The sequence below is a fragment of the Pantoea sp. S-LA4 genome (assembly GCF_054482835.1).
In genome coordinates, this window is record NZ_JBTLRC010000004.1 from 356,790 (window position 1) to 375,533 (window position 18,744).

Genomic DNA, 18,744 nt, shown 5'->3' on the forward strand with positions numbered 1-18,744 from the left:
GCTCCTTGCTTACTCGTTATTATCAGGCCGAAGGTGGATCACCTTTTCATGACAGCTCAGGATTTACCACGATCCAGATCAGTAAAAAAGCAAGAGCAGTGGGAGAAATGAAACGCTTTGGCAATCAATGCGGCGGCAGGCGAAGCAATATTCGGTATTCCGCGCAACAGAGCATCATGGCCTATATTTTTATATCCGGATGTCCGGACGGTTCAGGAGTTGACCATGCAAAATGAGATGTCAGCACAATGTCATTGTGGTGCAGTGGCGTTCAGCGTAACGCTGAAGGATGGATTTAATACGGTACGGCGCTGTAACTGCTCGTTCTGTCGGATGCGCGGCGCTGTGGTGGTATTTGCCCGTGAAATCGAGGTGACGCGCGGCAAAGATCAGCTCACCGAATACCGCTTCAATAGCAAACAGGTTGGCCACTACTTCTGTTCAGTCTGCGGCATTTATACCTTCCATCAGAGCCGCTCACAGCCTGACCAGTATGGCGTTAACGTTGCCTGTCTGGCGGGGATTTCACCGTTTGATTTTACCGATGTGCCGGTGAGCGACGGCATCCACCATCCTAAAGATGGCGGTGCCGGTGGCGTAGCCGGACATCTGATCTATAAACCGGCCTGAGTCGCAGAGGGTGCGGTAAGCGCACCCTCTGACGCGGTTACTCCAGGCTGCGCTTACCGCTGAAGCGCGTGATCGGCTTTTGCTCTTCGCCGTCGAGTTGCCGTGAGAACACCTTGAGTGCCGATAAAACCGGGCTCAGGCCACGCCACAGTTCATCATCATTGAGCAGCCGGATAATGCCGCGGATGCCTGGCGCAGCTTTCCCGCTGTTAGCCTCTTCTCTGGCCGGTTTAATCGCCATCGCCGCATCCCGCAGGGCGAGCAGCAGATGATTAAACCGTTCCGGCGGCACGCTGCCTAAGGTCATCATCAGCAGTGAGAGGTTTTGCAACGCACTCTGGGTGCCGGGCTGGTTCAGACCGGACACCAGGATCTTGCTGACCTCGCTGTTCGACTTGACCAGATCGTTCGCCAGCCGCAGAAAACCATGCTGATGCAGATTTTCAATCAACTCGTCCATCGCCTCTCTGGCAGTGGGTTCAGTTCGGGTCGGCGTGACCTGATATTTCATCCTTTCAGCCATCAGAATTTCTCCGGTTTTTCTACATGTTCAGGCGGTTCGCGATAGCCAGCCTGCTGCCATTTTTGCTCGACCGGCAGGTGATCCAGCGGCGTGCGTTTGCCATAGCGAAAATTGTGTAACGGTATAGGATTTGGCTGGATACGCCGCTCCACACGTTTCATGTTTACCGCGACCTCTTTATAGGCGGGCGTGTTGACGGCCGGATCATGATGTTCACCGGTCAGGGTATTGACGCCATCTTTGCCGTGGTGAATCGGCATAAACAGCACATTGCCCGCTACGCGATCGGTGATCACCACCGGCACATCGATCGAACCACGTCGCGACGCAATCCGAACCCATTCACCTTCCGTCAGACCACGTTCGGCAGCCAGCTGCGGCGAGATTTCGACAAACGCGTTCGGTGACAGCGACATGAAACGCCCGCCCTGGCCGGTCTGATTAGTGGACTGGAAGTGCTCCAGCATCCGGCCATTGTTGAGCAGCAAATTGTATTCCGCATCTTCCTGTTCCGCCGGCGGTTGCCACTGCAAGGGATAGAGCCGCGCTTTGCCGTCCGGGAAGTGGAACTGTTCGGTATAGAGGAGTGGCGTACTCTCGCCGTCGGCGCTGACCGGCCAGATTTGCGACTGCCAGCCGACCAGATTCTCATAGCTGACGCCGGCAAAGATTTTCGCAATACCCGCGGCTTCAGCCATGATCGCGCCCGGATTCGGGTAATACCACGGATGGCCCAGACGCGCCGCCAGATCGGTAAAGATTTGCCAGTCAGGCCGGCTGTCACCGAGCGGTGCCATCGCCGGTGAAAAGTGCTGGATGCGCCGCTCGGTATTAACGAAGGTGCCCTCTTTTTCCACGCTGGGGCAGCCCGGCAGTACCACATCCGCGAACTCCGCGGTACGGCTCATGAAAATGTCCTGCACCACCATGAACTCCAGATTACTGAAGGCTTCATGCACATTGGTGGAATCCGCATCGGAAAAGGCGGTTTCTTCTCCGGTGATGTACATGGCGCGCAGTTTTCCTTCATGGGCGTGCTGCACCATTTTAAAGTTGTCCGCGCCCGGCTGGTCAGACAGCGCCTCAGGCGCAACGCCCCAGGCTCGCGCCCATTTCTCGCGCACCGCGGCATCGCTGACCTTTTCATAGCCCGGATAGACATTGCTCAGGCAGCCAAAGTCACTGGCGCCCTGCACATTATTATGGCCGCGCATCGGATAACCGCCGGTACCCGGCCGACCGTAGTTACCGGTGACCAACAGCAGGTTGGATAAGGCGGTGCTGGTATCTGCTCCGTGGCTATGCTGAGTGATCCCCATTGCCCACAGAATACAGGCGCTGCCTGCCTGACCGATCATCTCTGCTGCTGCGGTCAGCTCATCCAGACTCAGGCCACAGATTTCGCTGGCATAGGCCAGGGTAAACGGAGCCAGCGATGCACGGTATTCCTCTACCTGATTGACCCGTTGTGCCAGGAATGCCTGATCGGCATAGCCGTGATCAAACATATATCTGGCCATAGCCGACGCCCACACCAGGTCGGTACCGGGCTTGATTCGCAGATAGCGGTCGGCACGCTCGGCCATTTCATGACGGCGCGGGTCAACGACCAGCAGTTTCTGTCCCTGATGCTTGTGGCTCTGCTTGATGTGCGAAGCGATGACCGGGTGATTCTCAGCCAGATTGCTGCCAACGATCACGATCAGTTCCGTCTGCTGCAGATCGCGAATGGTGCCGGCATCGCCGCCATAGCCTACCGTGCGAAACAGCCCTTCTGTCGCCGGGTTCTGGCAATAGCGTGAGGAGTTATCCACGTTGTTGGTGCCGAAGATCAGTCGGGCAATTTTCTGGGTCAGATAGGCTTCTTCATTGCTGGCTTTACTCGAACCGATAAAACCAATCGCATCGCCACCATACTGCTCTGCCACCCGCCGTAAACCCTCCGCGACGCGCTGCAGCGCCTCATCCCAGCTGGCGGGCCGGAAGCGCCCATTTTCACGGATCAGCGGGGTCGTCAGGCGTTCCGGGCTGTTGACAAAATCCCAGCCAAATTTGCCTTTGACGCAGGTGGAGATGCCGTTAGCGGGCGCCTCAGCCACCGGCTGCACTTTGAGGATGTGGCGGTCGCGCGTCCAGATTTCGAAGCTGCATCCCACACCGCAATAGGTGCAGACGGTTTTGGTCCGTTTAATCTCAGCCTGGCGCAGTGCCATATCAATTTTTGACACGCCGGTAATCGGCTCCATGCCGATACTGTTTTCCAGCGTTTTAACGAAGTCGATCAACGGGCGCTTCAGTCCCTCATCCATCGCGGTAAAGGGTCCTGCATCTGGCTGCATGGTTTTTTCCAGCAGCGCGTTACAGGGACAGACCGTGACGCAGTGTCCGCAGCTGACGCAGCTTGAACCGGCAATCTCGGTGCCGCCATCCCACAGCACACGCGGGTGTGCCTGGGTATAGTCAATCGACAGGGTTTCATTCACTTCGACATTCTGACAGGCCTCCACGCAGCGGCCACATAATATGCACTGGTCAGGATCGTAGGTATAAAACGGGTTGGAATGATCTTTTGCGTATGGCTTGGGCTGATGCGGGTAATACTGAATCGGAATATGCATATCCGCGACCGCATTATGAAGCGTGCAGTCGCCGGTATTATGTTCACAGACGGTGCAGTAAAGTTCGTGGCGGTTAAGTATCCGATCCATCCCCTCCTGCTGCGCCGCTTTTAACGCCTCGCCTTCGCTTTGTACCGTTAATCCTTCCTGGGTACGCAACGTGCAGCCGCGAACCCGCTCGCCATTGGCATCGACCCAGCAGACATCACAACTTTGTAAAGGCGGTAATGCCGGGTGATAACAGACATGGGGCAGTTTTTTTCCCTGCGCATCGAGAAAATCAATCAAGGGTTGATCAGCTAACCCGGTTAACCGTTCACCATTGTAAATTATGGTGCAGTGTTCTCCGCTCATATAAGCCTCATGAAGACATTGCGAATAGCTTCCAGCCGAAAAATATCCCTGTATTTATAGGGTTGACTCTTCAGCTTAGTGAGGATTAACAGCCACGCCACGGATACCGCTACGCTTATTGGGGTTACTCTCTGAATCCTAAACTTTTTTAAAATGTAATGACTTTTTACTAAGCGGGAAAAGCAGACAGCCGCTACCGACGCAGCTGTTTCTTTTGATTAGATTTATTAAGTTAAAGCGACGTGCCCGCGCATGAACCGCAGCGACAATCAGGCTGCGCAGCTCACAGCCGTGCCATGTTCATGCCCCGCCAGCGCAGCGCGTAGCCAGGGCGCCGCGCCGGGAATGATCCGTTCGGCCAGGTAACGTTCGCAGGCGGGCAGATCGTGACCATAGTGATCCCGAAATGCGCCTGGCGTCAGGAGCAGATATTTACGGAATGTGCGGGTAAAGTTCTGCTGGCTGCTAAAGCCGTTTTCGACCGCGATATCCAGCAGGCTTTTGTTGGTGGCGATCACCGCTACCGCAGCACGCATTACCCGACGAAGCCGGATATATTGCCCGAGGTTGTAACCGGTGCGGTCGCGAAAGGCGCGCTGAAAATGCCAGTGCCCGTAGCCGCTTTTACGGGTGATGGTTTTCACCCGCACCCGTTCATCAAACAGGTTTTGTTCGATCCACGGCAAAATGTCGCTGACCACGGCATCGATTGCCTTAACGCTATGACTGTCAGGCGCAGGCGGTTTCGCCTCACTGCTTACTTTCTCACACATAAGCCCTCTGCACTGAAAGTGTCTGAAACGCAGCCGGCGCTATTTCCGGCTGAAGCAATTATTCCGGTCAGCGTCGAAGATGGATAGTTATACAAACGGATAGGTCCGATACGCGCAGCAGGACTGAATTTTTCCCTTTACGACCATTTACGGCTGCGGTGCTCATCCTGTTACTGAGATTACTTATAGTATGTTGTAACTATGCAGGCACTGTTGCTCAATGGCACCACCGCCAGAGGCGGACTCTTTCCGCCGTTTACCTGCATTGATGGCTGAGCCTCGGCTGGCTGGCAAAAATTCCTTGTCCTTAATTGTTCCATTAGGCGGGATTAAGATGAAGAATTAATGGACCTGGTTTATTGGCAAATAAACCAGCCACTCACAGCCGCGCGCTGACATAATAAAAAATAATGACGTACCGGCTGCTTCTTTTTGTCAGAATGCCCGATTAAACCCTCGCCCTGACAATTGCGGGCCGTTAATGGTGCTATGGATTATTTCGCTTTGCAGGCAGCACTATTCTGCTGACCTAAAAAAAATGACGAAATGATGACAGTCTTAATCGGCTTTGATGACGGCTTGTTGGTTAGCAGAGCACAATTATTCGGGTGAAAACTCCGACTTTCGCTCATCATTTAACCATTATTTTCAGTTGGTTATCTGAATTTCATCCATGACGTAATTATTAGATGATAATGAAAATTGTTATGATAATATTCAATCAACACTGGCGGTTTTCCGTGGCTGACAGGCACAGAATGAAATAACTGCTCATCACATTAAATCCTCCAGACGTGAATCTTCTCTGACTGGCTGGAATGAGATCTCTATGAATCACATCGTATATATCGTTGACGACGACGCCGCGGTTACCACTGCCCTGAGCAATCTGCTCAGCTCAGACAATTACGAGGTTATTTCTTTTTCTTCCGCAGATGATTTTCTGGCACACGACTTTGCCCCGCTTCCCTGCTGCCTGATTCTGGATATTAATATGCCGGGCGCGGATGGATTTGAGGTCGCTCAGGTGTTAATCGATCGCGGTTACACCATCCCCACCATTTTCTTAACCGGCTTTGGCACCATTCCTGTGACGGTCCGGGCAATGAAAACCGGCGCTTATGAGTTTCTGACCAAGCCGGTTGATCCTGACCGTATCCTGCAGGCGGTCTCCGAAGCGATGCGGATTGCTGAACAGAACATGGCGACGTCACAGGAGAAACGGGAGATGACCCTGCGCCATCAGACCCTGACGCCACGCGAAAGCGAGGTGATGCTGCTGGCGATCAGCGGCCTGCTGAACAAACAGATCGCCGCTGAAATGGGCGTTAGCGAAATTACCGCCAAAGTACACAAGCGGCGAGTGATGGAAAAGATGAATGCGCGCTCATTGTCTGATCTCGTGCGGGCAGCAGAACGGCTCAATATCGCCCAAACCCGACGCCGCTGAGGCGAGGCAGCCTGCGGCTGGTGACCCGCCGCAGCGGTGTACTTTTACCGCACAGGTGATTTTCAGGCGCGACCAGGCGCGATACCGGTACGATCCGGGACCGGCAGCAGCGCCGTCACACGCAGCTTGACAGGGGCTGAATCGATTAGCCTTGTTTCCCGGCCGTCAGTTCACTGCGGATCAGGTTCAGGAAGGTATCAACTTCAATCGGTTTGCGGAAAAAGGTCAGCGCGCCCAGCGCGATGGCATACCACAAGGTGGTCTCTTCCAGGTCGGCAGAGATAAAAATGACCGGTGGCAGAGAGGGACGCTGTTTCAGAAGGGTAAAAAGCTCGAAGCCGCTCATCCCTTTGAGCCCGACATCAATAATCAACAGGCTCGCATCACAAAGTGCATTGTCATCGGCCAGTAGTGCCTCTCCCGACTCAAATAATCCTGTGGTGTAGCCGTCAGAATGCAATAAATTACTCAGTCCACTGCGGACTGAGCGTTCATCATCAACAATGACAATACGCTGTGACAGCGTCATGCAATTATCCTCTGAAAGTCCTCCCGTCTGCGAGAACTTAGGGTGCTTTATCGCCGCCCGGCGGCGGTGTGCCACTGATTTTCGGCACACATTCGTGGCGGAACCACGCCAGCGTCACCGGCTGGCGACGAATGATGCGTTTCCCCAGTGGAATCAACTGCTCACCCACCAGCATGCCAAACAGTCCCAGTAACGCAATCACCGGCGGGGCCGGCGAGTTAACGTCGATCAGGGCATAGACTACGCCGGCCAGCAGCCCGACAATCAGAGAAATAGCGTAAGATTTCATCATCTTTAGCCTACCCGATGTGACGTGGCATCGCCGGAAACGGCCGGCTGCAGCAGCGTGGTCACCGGTCTGGAGGCCGGAAGCCAGGCATGCATCAGCGCGCCGCCCAGCAGCATACCCAGCAGGCCGACCAGCGCAATCGCGGGCGGTGCTGGTGACCGGACATTGAGCAGCGCATACAGCAGGCCAATCAATACGCCTGCACCCAGTGAAATCAGTAGTGGACTCATATCCCGCTCCTGTTTTGCGGCAGTGCTGACCGGCACAAAGTGCCGATCAGCCACCCGCAACTTAGCGTACAGGCGCGTGAACAGGCGCCAGTGTGCGATGCTCGCTCTTCTGACGTGATGGCGCTTTGTGCACCATGGTGTAGGCGTAATCGACGCCAATGCCGTAAGCGCCCGAATGCTCTTTGGCGATATTCATTACCGCATCATAGGTATCGCGGTTGGCCCAGTCACGCTGCCACTCCAGCATCACCTGCTGCCAGGTAACCGGCACGACGCCAGCCTGAATCATGCGTTGCATGGCATAGTCATGCGCTTCTTTGGTGGTACCACCTGAGGCATCCGCCACCATATAAATTTCATAATCCCCTTCCAGCATCGCGCACAGCGCAAAGCTGTTGTTACACACTTCGGTCCACAGACCGGAAACCACCACTTTTTTCTTGCCGTTGGCGGCCAGCGCATCACGGACTTTCTGGTCATCCCAGGAGTTCATTGAGGTGCGCTCTAAAATGTCCTGACCCGGAAACACGTCCAGCAGCTCCGGGTAGGTGTGACCAGAAAAGCTCTCTGTTTCTACGGTGGTGATGATGGTGGGAATGTTGAAAACTTTGGCCGCTTTCGCCAGCGCAACCGTGTTGTTTTTCAGAACCTGACGGTCAATTGACTGCACGCCAAACGCCATCTGCGGCTGCTGGTCGATGAAAATAATCTGGCTGTTATGTGGCGTCAGGACTTCAAGTTTAGCGTTGGACATGTGTTCACCCATAGAGGTTAAGTAACTGGATTTCCGTAAACCGTAACGGAGCAAAAAGGACGGGCAGCACGCCTGAATGCGGCTTGCGCTGGCTGTCTGGTTCGCAGTGTAGGGCGGCGAGCGAGGGCAAACTATTATCTCTGCGTATAACTATACGAAGGTATAGGTATCCCTTCGTATAACTAGACGCTCCAACAGACCACTCACCATAATCCGGTCTATTCGTGCCCTGCTCCCTGCAGCGCACTTCCTGTCCCGCTGCAAGTCGGACAACCCCATTCAGGAGGATCTATGGTTACGCTGGGTAAAGCAGAACTGATATTAACCAACGGCAAATTTCACACTGTTGACCGCAGTAATCCGGTTGCCGACGCCGTTGCCATCCGCGAAGGTAAATTTGTCGCGGTCGGCTCGCTGGCAGAGGTGATGGAATATCACTGCGACGGCACCAAAGTGGTCGATCTGAAAGGTCATACCGCCGTGCCGGGTCTGAACGACTCGCACCTGCATCTGATTCGTGGCGGTCTGAACTACAATCTGGAATTACGCTGGGAAGGCGTTCCGTCAGTGGCGGATGCGCTGCGGATGCTGAAAGAACAGGCGCTGCGTACGCCATCGCCGCAGTGGGTGCGCGTGGTAGGCGGCTGGACAGAGTTTCAGTTTGCTGAACGCCGGATGCCGACCCTGGATGAGATCAATGAAGCCGCGCCGGATACGCCGGTCTTTGTGCTGCACCTTTACGATCGCGCCCTGCTTAACCGCGCCGCGCTGAAAGTGGTCGGTTATACCAAAGAGACGCCAAATCCGCCGGGCGGCGAAATTCAGCGCGACAGCAACGGTAACCCGACCGGGATGCTGATTGCCCGTCCCAATGCGATGATCCTTTACGCCACGCTGGCCAAAGGTCCCAAGTTGCCACTGGAGCAGCAGGTTAACTCCACGCGCCAGTTTATGCGTGAGCTGAACCGCCTCGGCCTGACCAGCGCCATCGATGCGGGCGGCGGTTTCCAGAACTATCCCGAAGATTATGAAGTGATCGCCGAACTGCATCAGAAGAAGCAGATGACACTGCGCATCGCTTATAACCTGTTTACCCAGCGGCCGGGTCACGAACTGGAAGATTTCGAAAAGTGGACCGATATGCTGACACCGGGCCAGGGCAGCGACTATTTCCGCCACAACGGCGCAGGCGAAATGCTGGTGTTCTCAGCGGCGGATTTTGAGGATTTCCTGGAGCCGCGTCCGGACTTAGCGCCAGGCATGGAAGATGAGCTGGAGCGCGTGGTACGTCATCTGGTCGAGCATCGCTGGCCGTTCCGCCTGCACGCCACCTATGACGAATCGATCAGCCGGATGCTCGACGTGTTCGAGAAGGTCAACCGCGATATTCCGTTTAACGGGCTGCACTGGTTCTTTGACCACGCGGAAACGGTCACGCAGCGCAATATCGATCGTATCAAGGAGCTGGGCGGCGGCATCGCGGTTCAGCATCGCATGGCGTTTCAGGGCGAATATTTTGCCGAACGCTACGGCATTGAGGCCACCCGACATACGCCGCCGGTCGCGCGGATGCTGGAAACCGGCGTCCCGGTCGGACTCGGCACCGATGCCACCCGCGTCGCCAGCTATAACCCGTGGACGGCGCTCTACTGGCTGGTATCCGGACGCACCGTTGGCGGAATGCAGATGTATGACGTTAACGCCCGTCTCGATCGTGAAACCGCCCTGATGCTCTGGACCCAGGGCAGCGCCTGGTTCTCCAGTGAACAGGGTAAAAAAGGCCAGATCAAAGCCGGTCAGCTGGCTGATATGGCCGTACTCAGCAAAGACTTTTTCAGCGTGCCTGAAGAGGAGATCAAAGGCATTGAATCGGTGCTGACCGTGGTCGATGGCAACATCGTCTATGCCGCCGGTTCATTCACCTCTGAAGCGCCACCAGCGATTCCGGTTCTGCCGGAGTGGTCTCCGGTGGTCAACGTGCCCGGTCATTACCGCAGCGCTCCGCCGGTCGCCCAGAGCCGCGTCGGCATGATGCCTGCTGCGCACCATTGTAGCGGTCCGTGCGGCGTACACAGCCACTCGCACGATATCGCGCGGGGTTCCAGCGTGCCGGTCGCCGAAGATAACGCCTTCTGGGGCGCGCTCGGCTGCAGCTGCTTCGCGTTTTGATCATGAAGACCTTTTTCACTCAGCCGCCCCGTCTCAACGCGGGGCTGTTCTTCCTGCGCCTGGCGGGCAGCCTGTTGCTGTTACATGTGCACGGGCTGCCGAAGATCCTGCATTTCAGCGAAGAACTGACGCGTATCGAGGACCCGTTCGGGCTGGGTCCGATGATGAGTCTGTTACCGGCAATTCTGGCCGAGGTTGTCTGTCCGATCTTTATCATCCTCGGCTGGGGGACCCGCCTCGCCTGCCTGCCGATCATTGCGGTGCTGCTGGTGGCGATGCTGGTGGTTCATCCCGGCTGGTCGATTGCTGAAGGCCAGTTTGGCTGGCTGCTGCTGATTATTTTCACCACCCTGGCGTTAACCGGGCCGGGCAACTGGCGGCTGGGTGCCAGCACGCAACGGGAGGTGCGCCATGGCGCAGGTTAATGACATTCACCAGCTGGATCAGGAGATCAGCGACGCGCCGAAAGCGAGCGCTGTTTCTCCGATGCAGCCGCTGCATCAGCCGGTGTTTCGGATGCTATGGATTGCCACGGTAGTCTCCAATATCGGTTCATGGATGAACGATGTTGGCGTCAACTGGACCATGCTGACGCTCAGCGCCGACCCGCTGGCGGTGGCGCTGGTGCAGGCGGCCAGCAGCCTGCCGATGTTTCTGTTTGCGCTGCCGTCGGGCGTGATGGCGGATATCGTTGACCGCCGCAAATACCTGCTGTTCTCCCAGCTCTGGACCTTTATCGCCGCCGCCGGGCTGACGGTGCTGGCCTACACTGGCCACGTCACACCAACGGTTTTGCTGGCCGCCGCCTTCCTGCTCAGCACCGGTGCGGCGATGAGTTCGCCACCGTTTCAGGCGATCGTGCCGGATCTGGTGAGCAAGTCTGAATTGGGTCCGGCGATTGCGCTGAATTCGCTGGGCATCAATATCAGCCGTGCCATCGGCCCGGCGCTGGGTGGATTGATCCTCTCCTTTACCGGCCCGTGGATGGTATTTCTGCTGAATGCGCTGTCGGTGCTCGGCGTGACGTGGGTGCTCTATCGCTGGAAGGCGGAACCCAGCGTCCAGCGCCTGCCGCCGGAGCACTTCTTCCCGGCCGTTCGCGCCGGACTGCGCTATGTTCACGCTGCGCCGGTATTACGCAACGTGCTGGTGCGCACGGTCGCCTTCTTCCTGTTCGGCAGTGCCGGCTGGGCTTTGCTGCCGCTGGTGGCGCGTCGGGACCTCGGCCTGGGTCCGGGCGGTTACGGCATTATGCTGGCCTGTATCGGCATTGGCGCGATTACCGGCGCGGTGATGTTGCCGCGGTTGCGCCGCCGCTTCAGTTCCGATCGGCTGATGGTGCTGGCCAGCCTGTTATTCGCTCTGACCATGCTGGCGCTGGCGTTTGTGCGTCATTTCTGGCTGCTGAATGCCTTTGAGTTCTTTACCGGCTTCGCCTGGATTGCGGTGCTGTCGACCCTCAACCTGGGCGCACAGCGCAGTGCGGCAAAATGGGTCAAGGCCCGTGCGCTGGCGGTTTATCTGACGGTCTTCTTTGGCTCAATGACGCTGGGCAGCACGCTCTGGGGACAGCTGGCTTCACACTTCAGCATCCCGGTTTCACTCTGTATCGCCACGCTCGGCATGGTGCTGGCCAGCAGCACGGTGTGGCGCTGGCGACTGGATCAGGACCCCGATCTGAATCTCGATATGATCGGTGATGGCGTTAACGCCCCCGCGATGGATATTCGTCATGAACGCGGTCCGGTGATGGTGAATTACGAATACCGGATTAATATTGATGAAGCCCATGCCTTTGCCGTCTGCATGCAGGATATGCGACGCGTCCGACGCCGGGGCGGTGCCATCAACTGGTCCGTGTATGAAGATATTCTCCAGCCTGGCATTTTCGTCGAAACCTTTGTGGTCGGCTCCTGGGTAGAACATTTACGCCAGAAAGAGCGCTACACCATGAACGACCAAAAAATCCAGCGTCGGGTTAACGCCTTTCATCAGGGTGAAAATCCGCCTGAAGTTCGATACCTGGTGGCACCAGCCTGACCGGCTGCACAGCAACCTTTTCATTCATCACGTCACATAGAGGGCAATACCATGAGCACACTCAAAACCACCGACGGCACCCAGCTCTATTTCAAAGACTGGGGCACCGGTAAACCTGTACTCTTCAGCCACGGCTGGCCGCTGGATGCGGATATGTGGGACAGCCAGATGAATTTCCTGGCAGAGCGCGGTTACCGGGTTATCGCCTTTGACCGTCGTGGCTTTGGCCGTTCCGAGCAACCCTGGACCGGCAATGATTACGATACGTTTGCTTCGGATATTAACGATCTCATCAATCATCTCGATCTGCAGGACGTTACGCTGGTGGGCTTCTCAATGGGCGGCGGTGACGTGACGCGCTATATCGGTCGTTACGGCACAGACCGCGTGGCAGCGCTGGTGCTGCTGGGTGCGGTAACGCCGGTGTTTGGCAAAATTGCTGATTACCCGCAGGGCGTCGATCTCTCGGTGTTTGCCGGTATCCGCGATGGCCTGCTGAAAGATCGTGCGCAGTTCATCAGTGATTTCGCCACCCCGTTCTACGGCCTTAATGCCGGTCAGACCGTTTCGGAAGGCGTGCTGACCCAGACGCTGAACATTGCGCTGCTGGCCTCACTGAAGAGCACCGTCGATTGCGTCACGGCCTTCTCCGAGACCGATTTCCGTGCCGATATCGCCAAAGTCAATGTGCCGACGCTGGTGATCCACGGCAGTAACGATCAGGTGGTGCCGTTTGAATCCACCGGTAAAGTGGCCGCAGAGATGATTGAAGGATCAGAACTCAAGGTCTATGACAATGCGCCACACGGTTTCGCGGTGACGCATCAGGATCAACTGAACCAGGATCTGCTGGCATTTCTGAACGCGCGTTAACAGCAAAAAAAAACTGCGCGGTAAATGCCGCGCAGTGATTTATTAACGGTTAACGGGTTGGATGATTCACTTCATTTGGCCGCAGATCAAACACCAACACTTCCGCTTGTTTGCCGCCACTGAAGGTCAGGGTTTTCTCGTTACGGACCCGCGCACCGTCGCCGGCATTAAACTGCAGTCCATTGACGACTACACTGCCGCGTGCCACATGGATATAAGCGTAGCGATCGTCCGGCAACGTCAGCGTTTGCTGCTCGTCACCGTCGAACAGGCCAGCATAAATCCGGATATCCTGGCGCACCCGCAGCGCGCCATTTTCCCCTTCCGGCGAAATGATCAGCCGCAGATGACCGCGTTTATCCGCCTCACTGACCGAAACCTGCTGATATCCCGGCGGGCTGTTTTTCTCTGCCGGCACCACCCAGATTTGCAGGAAGTGCACGCCGTCAGTACTGGAGTGGTTAAACTCGCTGTGCGTCACGCCACTGCCAGCGCTCATCAGCTGCACGTCGCCGGGTACGATAACCGAACCGGTGCCCATTGAATCTTTATGTTCCAGCGCGCCTTCCAGTACATAGGAGATAATCTCCATGTTGCTGTGAGGATGCGCACCGAATCCACGTCCTTTTGCCACCCGATCATCATTGATGACCAGCAGGTCTGAGAAGCCGACCTGTTTCGGGTCCCAGTAGTTAGCGAACGAGAAGGTGTGACGAGAATTCAGCCAGCCGTGATCACCGACGCCGCGTTGTTCTGACAATCTTTGCTCAATCATGTTCTGCCCCTTAACCTGCTGTTTAATGGTGTGAAGCGCGAGTGCTCTTCGTTAGAAACAGCATATAAGTAAACCTGATCGTCGAACAATGGCGTCAAAAGCCAATCACTGTCACCGATTAGTGGACAATGACGTTAAGCGCTATTTCGCATGAAATCGGGAGGCGGGTGAGTGAGGGGTTAGCTGCTGGCGCGCAGGATTAACTCGCCGGTCATGATGATGCGCTGCGGCGCGGCGTCGGGGCGGGCTATTTTCTGCAGCACCAGTTCACACGCCTGACGGCCGATTTCACGCGACGGCTGGACCAGCGTGGTGAGTGGTGGCGAGACCATGGCAGCCAGATCGGTGCCGTCAAAACCGACCACCGCGATATCGTCCGGTATCCGCCAGCCAGCCTGCTGAATGGCGGCCATTGCACCCGCCGCAAGCGTATCAGAAACGGCAAACACCGCGTCTGGCCGCGTCTCACCCTGCAGTAACAGATTCATGGCTGCCTGACCGGCGCTGAAACTCAGTTCACTGGCATAGGCGATCGCCTGCCAGCTCAGCCGTTGTTCACTCAGCTGTTGCAGATAACCCTCCTGACGCAGCCGGGCATAGTTGTAACTCAGATCGTGATTGATCAGTCCGATGCGCTGGCGTCCCTGTTCAGCCAGATAGCTAATGACCTGCTGTGCAGCAACACGGTCATTAATGCCGACGCAGGAGGTTTCGCCACTGTCATCATACTCAGCACACTGCACCCACGGCGCAGTGCCAATCAGCTGGCTCAGCTCGGCCAGTTTGCTGAACGCATCCATAGTGATGATGCCATCCACCATTTTGCCAGAGAGTAACTGCAGGCTGGAGCGCGACCGCTCAATATCTGAACCTGAATTGCACAGCAGAATGCGATAGCCATTTTTCTCAGCCTGCTCTTCAATCCCTTTCACCACTTCGGCGCAAAACGGGTTTGAAATATCCGAAACCATCACCAGAATCATTGAGCTGCGGGCGGTGCGCAACTGACGCGCCAGCAGGTTAGGCTGATAGTTACTCTCTTTGATCGCCTGCAGCACCTTCTGGCGATTGCGATCTTTGACACTGTCGCTGTTATTTAACACCCGTGAAACCGTGGCAACCGAAACTCCGGCCAGCCGGGCGATTTTCTGAATCGACATCATGGCAACCCTTGCTCAAATCGGTGGCAGGCAGGCTAACACACTTTGCGGAACCGCTGCGTCGCCCGCCTGACCGACAGGGCTTAATCCAGCCCCAGTTGCCTGCGCACCGGTGCAGCGGCAGCGGCGGCAAAATCGTCAAAAGCGCGATCGGCCACCGGAATAATATGGCGACGGATAAACTCTGCGCCTTCGCGCGCGCCGGTTTCTCCCTCTTTCAGGCAGCACTCCCACTCCAGCACCGCCCAGCCTGAGTAATCGTACTGCGCCAGTTTACTGAAAATGGTTTTGAAGTCGATTTGCCCGTCGCCCGGTGAGCGGAAACGCCCGGCCCGCGACAGCCACGGCTGATAACCGCCATAGACGCCACTGCGCCCATTACGCAGAAATTCGGCATCTTTAACGTGAAACGCTTTAATCCGCGCATGATAGATATCGATAAATTGCAGATAATCGATCTGTTGCAGATAGAGATGGCTGGGATCGAACAGAATGTTGCAGCGTGGATGATGATTAACCTGCGCCAGGAATCGCTCAAAGGTTACGCCATCGTGCAGATCTTCACCCGGATGAATTTCATAGCAGAGATCGATGCCGTGCCGATCGAAAGTGTCCAGCACCGGTAACCAGCGTCGCGCCAGTTCGGCAAAGGCTTCGTCGAACAGCGCCGGGCTTTGCGGTGGCCACGGATAGAACCACGGCCAGGCCAGCGATCCGGAAAAGGTCGCATGCGCCTGCAGGCCGAGTTTTTCCGAGGCCGCTGCCGCGCGCTTTAGCGTGGCGATGGCCCACTCGGTTCGTCTGGCGGGATCGCCGCGTAGCGCAGCCGGAGCAAAACTGTCGAAGGCAGCATCAAACACCGGGTTCACCGCGATCAACTGCCCTTCCAGATGAGTAGAGAGTTCGCTGATTTCCAGCCCATAGCCTGCCAGCAGACCACGGATTTCGTCACAGTAGGTCTGGCTGATGGCCGCCTGCTCAACATCAAAAATCGCGGGCTGATGACAGGGGATCTGCAGCGCTTTGTATCCCAGACCCGCCGCCCATTCAGCCAGTCCGGCCAGTGAATTATAGGGTGGCCGATCACCGATAAACTGCGACAGAAAGATGCCCGGCCCTTTTACTGTTTTCATGCCCGCCTCCTTAAATAACGCCCTTAATCCCGATATCTGAACGAGAAGAGGAAAATAATCGCAATCAGCGCCGCTGCCACCGCCGGGATCCACCAGAAAATCGCCCAGCTCTCCGCGCTGGCATTGCCCGCCACCAGCTGGTTATAGAGCGCACCGGAGATCTGCGATCCCAGCAACATGCCAATGCCATAAGTAAACATCACCACCATGCTCTGCGCCTGACCTTTAACCTTTTCACCGGCGATGCGATCGGTATAGATAAAGCCTACGACAAAGAAAAAGTCATAGCAGATGCCGTGCAACAGGATGCCGAGATAGATCAGGCTGCGCGTTTCGTCACTCATTCCCAGCGCAAACAGGGCATAGCGAACAAACCACGCCGCCATGCCGATCAGCAGCATGTATTTCACGCCGAGGCGACGGAACAGCAGCGGAATGATCAGCATAAAGACGATTTCCGACATCTGCCCCAGCGACATCAGCGTACTGACGTTCTGAATCCCGGCATCCGCCAGCCAGGAAGCGGTAAAGGCGTAGTAGGTGCCGAGCGGAATAGAAATCAGCGTGGCACACAGCGCGAACACCAGGAAATGACGCAGTTTAAGCAGCGCAAAGGCATCGGCACAGAACAGGTCACGCACTTTGAGCGGCAACCCTTTGGCCGGTGCTGGCGTATGGGGCAACGTCAGGCTGTAGATAGCCAGCAACAGCGAACAGATTGCCGCTAACTGAAAGATGCCGGTGCTGGCGGAGATGCCGGTCACGCCGATAAATATCCCCGCCACAATCCAGCCGATGGTGCCGAACACTCTCACAACCGGAAAACTTTTCTCACTGCTGGCCAGACTGTGAAACGCGATGTTATTCGACAGCGCCAGCGTCGGCATAAAGCAGAGGGTATAGCCAAACAACAGCGCAATCAGCAGCGTGCCGTTCTCTGCAATCAGCGCCTGTGGCACAAACCACATGATCACCGCGCCAGCGAGATTCATTACCGCCATCACCTTCTGTGACGGAAAGAAGCGATCCACCAGCATACCGAGCACGAAGGGCGATAAAATCGAGGCGATCGGCCCGGCGGAAAACGCGTCGCCAATCAGCAGCGACATATTATGCTGGGTCATTACCAGACCCAGGGTGACTGACCAGCTGCCCCAGATGAAAAACTGCATAAACATCATCAGGGAAAGACGCGGAACCAGCAGCCGCTGCTGCATGCGCTGACGCGCACTCTCCTGCACTGTCGCTATCATCAGAACCTCGTCATTTGTCATCGATTACCCGTTGGTGATCTGTAAAGTAATCGATTACAAATGATCAAACTTTCGCCGCGATCACAGTTCATCCCGCCGGGAAGCGCGCCATTCGGAAAACGCGATCGCCGCGAGGTTTTGGCAAAATTAATCGGCGAGGCGTTAAGAGCTGGCGCTAACCGCCCGGTTCCGGCGAAAGCGGTAACGCTCATATAACAGCGAATAGAGCCCGCCGAGCACCACCAGAATTGCACCGATGACGGTGGTGGATTCAGGCAGATTCCCCAGAAACAGATACCCGACCGCCACGGACCACAGCAACGTGGTGTAGTCAAACGGGGCCAGTAACGAGGCTTCGGCGTAGCGCAGGCTTAATGTCATCAGGATCTGCGTGATGCCACCCAGCAATCCACAGCCCACCAGCAGCAGCAGTTGCGTTCCCTGCGGAACGATCCAGCCGCCCGCCAGCGTGATCAGCGAGGTCGTTGCCGTGGTCACCGCGAACCAGAAGGCAATCGCACCGGGCTTCTCTTTCCCATGGAGAAAGCGTATCTGCACCAGCGCGCAGGCGGTGCAAAACGCCGCCATCAGTGCCAGCAGGATCCCGGCAGAAGCGGCCAGTGAGAAGCTGGCTTTCAGTGACAGGTGACCGGAAAACATCACGATGATGCCGCTGAATCCGGCTATCACTGCCACCCAGCGATGATGCCGCACTTTTTCTCGCAGCAGCAGCGCCGCCAGCAGCACGGTAAACAGCGGAGCCGCATAGTTAATGGCGGTAGCATCGGTCAGCGAGATATAGAGCAGCGACAGGTAGCTGAAATAGAGGCCACCGGTGCCCGCCAGACCGCGCAGAAAATGACCGCGCACGTTACGGGTGCGGATGCCCTCCACTATGCTGCCCTGAGTTTTCAGCCAGATCATCAGTGGCACCAGCGCCAGCACCGATCGAAAGAAGATCACCTCACCGACCGGAATGGCACCGTCGAGACCTTTGACGCAGGCCAGCATCAGCGTCGAGCTTAATGCAGCCATGATTTTCATCGCTATGCCAGCAGAGGCATTCATAACGGCGGGCACCTTTCGGGACGAGTAAAATAAGCAGCATTATCAGTGTGCTTAGGGACGTGAAGGTTAATACTGGCATAACGGCGAATCGGGATGTGCCGGGATTGGCGGGGAGACGGCATT

At 56.3% G+C, this 18,744-nt stretch carries 18 protein-coding genes; 6 read left to right on the forward strand and 12 right to left on the reverse strand.

Annotated features, from left to right (window positions below; genetic code table 11):
• Positions 1-225: 225 nt before the first annotated feature.
• Entirely contained in the window at positions 226-630 is a 405-nt protein-coding gene (locus tag ACX3P5_RS22215) for a GFA family protein (RefSeq protein ID WP_458969412.1), read from the forward strand.
• Between the two features lie 37 nt (positions 631-667).
• Here ACX3P5_RS22215 and ACX3P5_RS22220 read toward each other — a convergent pair whose 3' ends face one another.
• The 3 genes from ACX3P5_RS22220 to ACX3P5_RS22230 all read right to left on the reverse strand — a co-directional run bounded on the left by ACX3P5_RS22220 (position 668) and on the right by ACX3P5_RS22230 (position 4,898).
• Complete coding sequence (locus tag ACX3P5_RS22220; protein ID WP_233988727.1) at positions 668-1,153, reverse strand: helical membrane plugin domain-containing protein; 486 nt, start codon at positions 1,151-1,153, stop codon at positions 668-670.
• Positions 1,153-4,125, reverse strand: a complete 2,973-nt coding sequence (gene fdhF / locus ACX3P5_RS22225; protein ID WP_458969413.1) for a formate dehydrogenase subunit alpha — start codon at positions 4,123-4,125, stop codon at positions 1,153-1,155. The genes ACX3P5_RS22220 and fdhF overlap by 1 nt, the downstream gene beginning before the upstream one ends.
• 269 nt (positions 4,126-4,394) lie before the next feature.
• On the reverse strand, positions 4,395-4,898 hold the full coding sequence (locus ACX3P5_RS22230) for a helix-turn-helix domain-containing protein (RefSeq protein WP_233988725.1): 504 nt from the start codon (positions 4,896-4,898) through the stop codon (positions 4,395-4,397).
• Between the two features lie 829 nt (positions 4,899-5,727).
• On the opposite strand from ACX3P5_RS22230, the gene ACX3P5_RS22235 reads away from it, so the two are divergent.
• Entirely contained in the window at positions 5,728-6,348 is a 621-nt protein-coding gene (locus ACX3P5_RS22235) for a response regulator transcription factor (protein WP_233988724.1), read from the forward strand.
• Positions 6,349-6,493: 145 nt separating this feature from the next.
• On the opposite strand, the gene ACX3P5_RS22240 is transcribed toward ACX3P5_RS22235, so the two are convergent.
• The 4 genes from ACX3P5_RS22240 to ACX3P5_RS22255 form a co-directional block, all read right to left on the reverse strand.
• Positions 6,494-6,877 (reverse strand): response regulator, encoded by a 384-nt coding sequence (locus ACX3P5_RS22240; protein WP_233988723.1) that lies wholly within the window; start codon positions 6,875-6,877, stop codon positions 6,494-6,496.
• A 37-nt stretch (positions 6,878-6,914) separates the two neighbouring features.
• Positions 6,915-7,169, reverse strand: a complete 255-nt coding sequence (locus ACX3P5_RS22245; protein ID WP_233988722.1) for a XapX domain-containing protein — start codon at positions 7,167-7,169, stop codon at positions 6,915-6,917.
• A gap of 2 nt (positions 7,170-7,171) precedes the next feature.
• Positions 7,172-7,396: a DUF1427 family protein gene (locus ACX3P5_RS22250; protein ID WP_233988721.1), complete on the reverse strand. Its 225-nt coding sequence runs from the start codon at positions 7,394-7,396 to the stop codon at positions 7,172-7,174.
• A gap of 61 nt (positions 7,397-7,457) precedes the next feature.
• On the reverse strand, positions 7,458-8,150 hold the full coding sequence (locus tag ACX3P5_RS22255; RefSeq protein WP_233988720.1) for a hydrolase: 693 nt from the start codon (positions 8,148-8,150) through the stop codon (positions 7,458-7,460).
• A gap of 291 nt (positions 8,151-8,441) precedes the next feature.
• On the opposite strand from ACX3P5_RS22255, the gene ACX3P5_RS22260 reads away from it, so the two are divergent.
• Genes ACX3P5_RS22260 through ACX3P5_RS22275 form a run of 4 tightly spaced genes read left to right on the forward strand, consistent with a single transcriptional unit; the run spans position 8,442 to position 13,232 of the window.
• Positions 8,442-10,319, forward strand: a complete 1,878-nt coding sequence (locus tag ACX3P5_RS22260) for an amidohydrolase (protein ID WP_233988719.1) — start codon at positions 8,442-8,444, stop codon at positions 10,317-10,319.
• 2 nt (positions 10,320-10,321) lie between these two features.
• On the forward strand, positions 10,322-10,744 hold the full coding sequence (locus ACX3P5_RS22265) for a DoxX family protein (RefSeq protein WP_336756196.1): 423 nt from the start codon (positions 10,322-10,324) through the stop codon (positions 10,742-10,744).
• Complete coding sequence (locus ACX3P5_RS22270; protein ID WP_458969414.1) at positions 10,731-12,359, forward strand: MFS transporter; 1,629 nt, start codon at positions 10,731-10,733, stop codon at positions 12,357-12,359. Before ACX3P5_RS22265 ends, ACX3P5_RS22270 begins: the two co-directional genes overlap by 14 nt.
• 51 nt (positions 12,360-12,410) lie before the next feature.
• Positions 12,411-13,232 carry an alpha/beta fold hydrolase gene (locus ACX3P5_RS22275; RefSeq protein WP_233988716.1) on the forward strand — a complete coding sequence of 274 codons (822 nt, stop codon included), beginning with the start codon at positions 12,411-12,413 and terminating at the stop codon, positions 13,230-13,232.
• Between the two features lie 49 nt (positions 13,233-13,281).
• On the opposite strand, the gene ACX3P5_RS22280 is transcribed toward ACX3P5_RS22275, so the two are convergent.
• The 5 genes from ACX3P5_RS22280 to ACX3P5_RS22300 form a co-directional block, all read right to left on the reverse strand.
• Positions 13,282-14,007, reverse strand: a complete 726-nt coding sequence (locus ACX3P5_RS22280) for a pirin family protein (RefSeq protein WP_336756200.1) — start codon at positions 14,005-14,007, stop codon at positions 13,282-13,284.
• A gap of 179 nt (positions 14,008-14,186) precedes the next feature.
• Positions 14,187-15,167 carry a LacI family DNA-binding transcriptional regulator gene (locus ACX3P5_RS22285; protein WP_458969415.1) on the reverse strand — a complete coding sequence of 327 codons (981 nt, stop codon included), beginning with the start codon at positions 15,165-15,167 and terminating at the stop codon, positions 14,187-14,189.
• Between the two features lie 83 nt (positions 15,168-15,250).
• Positions 15,251-16,300: a sugar phosphate isomerase/epimerase family protein gene (locus ACX3P5_RS22290; RefSeq protein ID WP_458969416.1), complete on the reverse strand. Its 1,050-nt coding sequence runs from the start codon at positions 16,298-16,300 to the stop codon at positions 15,251-15,253.
• A 23-nt stretch (positions 16,301-16,323) separates the two neighbouring features.
• A complete protein-coding gene (locus ACX3P5_RS22295; protein WP_233988712.1) occupies positions 16,324-17,553 on the reverse strand; it encodes an MFS transporter in 1,230 nt (409 codons plus the stop codon).
• A gap of 162 nt (positions 17,554-17,715) precedes the next feature.
• Positions 17,716-18,621 carry a DMT family transporter gene (locus ACX3P5_RS22300; protein ID WP_458969417.1) on the reverse strand — a complete coding sequence of 302 codons (906 nt, stop codon included), beginning with the start codon at positions 18,619-18,621 and terminating at the stop codon, positions 17,716-17,718.
• Between the last annotated feature and the right edge of the window lie 123 nt (positions 18,622-18,744).